Annotated in this window: 1 protein-coding gene; it reads left to right on the top strand. The window is 69.8% G+C overall.

Annotated features, from left to right (window positions below; genetic code table 11):
• Positions 1 to 45: 45 nt before the first annotated feature.
• Positions 46 to 1,260 carry an IS30 family transposase gene (locus ACZ7LT_RS34575; RefSeq protein WP_471240062.1) on the top strand — a complete coding sequence of 405 codons (1,215 nt, stop codon included), beginning with the start codon at positions 46 to 48 and terminating at the stop codon, positions 1,258 to 1,260.
• Positions 1,261 to 1,300: the final 40 nt, after the last annotated feature.

Consider the following 1,300-nt stretch of genomic DNA (forward strand, 5'->3'; position numbering starts at 1 on the left):
CTCGGGTTCTAGGAGTCGTTGCAACACCCCAGCTCAAGGGGTGGCATGGACTTCGATATCCGCGAGGACCGGCAGCCGCAGGGACGCAGGAAGCTCGTGCGTGAGCGGGAGGCATACTTCCGGCTCATGCATCAGGGCTTGAGCAGCACGGAAGTGTGCCGGATCGTCGGGATCAACCCGCGAACCGGGAAGCGCTGGCGCAACGGACGCAATGCGTCCGGCGGGAACAAGGCGGCACCACCGATATATGCGGTGGTGCCGCCGTCTGCGCCTTCGCGGTACTTGTCCGAGGCGGACCGGATCCATATCGCCGACCGGCTGCGGGAGAAGGCGACGGTCCGTGTGATCGCGGCCGAGCTGGGCCGCAGCCCGTCGACAGTCAGCCGGGAGATCCGCCGCAACGGGCACCCGGACAGCGGCGCCTACCGGCCGCACGCGGCCCAGGCCCGCGCCGATGCCCGCCGGCCCCGCCCCAAGCGGGGGAAGATCGCCCGGAATGCGGACCTGCGCGATTTCATCCAGGACCGCCTCACCCTGAGGTGGAGCCCGGAGCAGATCTGCCAGGCTCTACGGGCACAGTTCCCCGACCGGCCGGAGATGCACGTGGTCCACGAGACCGTCTACCAGGCGCTTTACGTCCAGGGACGGGGGGAACTGCGCCGTGAACTGGCCCGCGCCCTGCGCTCGGGACGCGCCCGCCGTAAGCCCCACCGCCAGGCCGCCGCCCGGCAACCGCGCTTCACCACCCCGATGGTCATGATCAGCGAGCGGCCCGCCGAGGCAGAGGACCGGGCCGTGCCCGGCCACTGGGAGGGCGACCTGATCATCGGCAAGGACAACGCCTCCGCGATCGGCACCCTGGTCGAACGCGCCACCCGCTACGTCATGCTCGTCCACCTGCCCCACGGCCGCACCGCCGAACAGGTCCGCGACGCCCTCGTCGAAACCGTCCAGCCCCTGCCGGCCCATCTGGTGCGGTCCCTGACCTGGGACCAGGGATCCGAGATGGCCGCCCACGGCTCGTTCACCGTCGCCACCGACGTCCCGGTCTACTTCTGCGACCCGGCCAGCCCCTGGCAGCGCGGCTCGAACGAGAACACCAACGGCCTGCTCCGCCAGTACTTCCCCAAAGGGACCGACCTCACGGTCCACACCCGCGAACACCTCGACGCCGTCGCCGCCGAGCTCAACGGCCGCCCACGCAAAACGCTCGGCTGGGAAACCCCAGCCGAGCGCCTGCATAAACTGCTCGCGGCCTGATCAACACGACCACGTGTTGCAACGACCCCTAGAAACCGCC

It is taken from the genome of Streptomyces sp. NPDC039465 (genome assembly GCF_055639315.1).

Excerpts from the sequence above, each read along its gene's own strand:
- ACZ7LT_RS34575 (WP_471240062.1), top strand. The coding sequence starts at position 46 with ATGGACTTCGATATCCGCGAGGACCGGCAGCCGCAGGGACGCAGGAAG.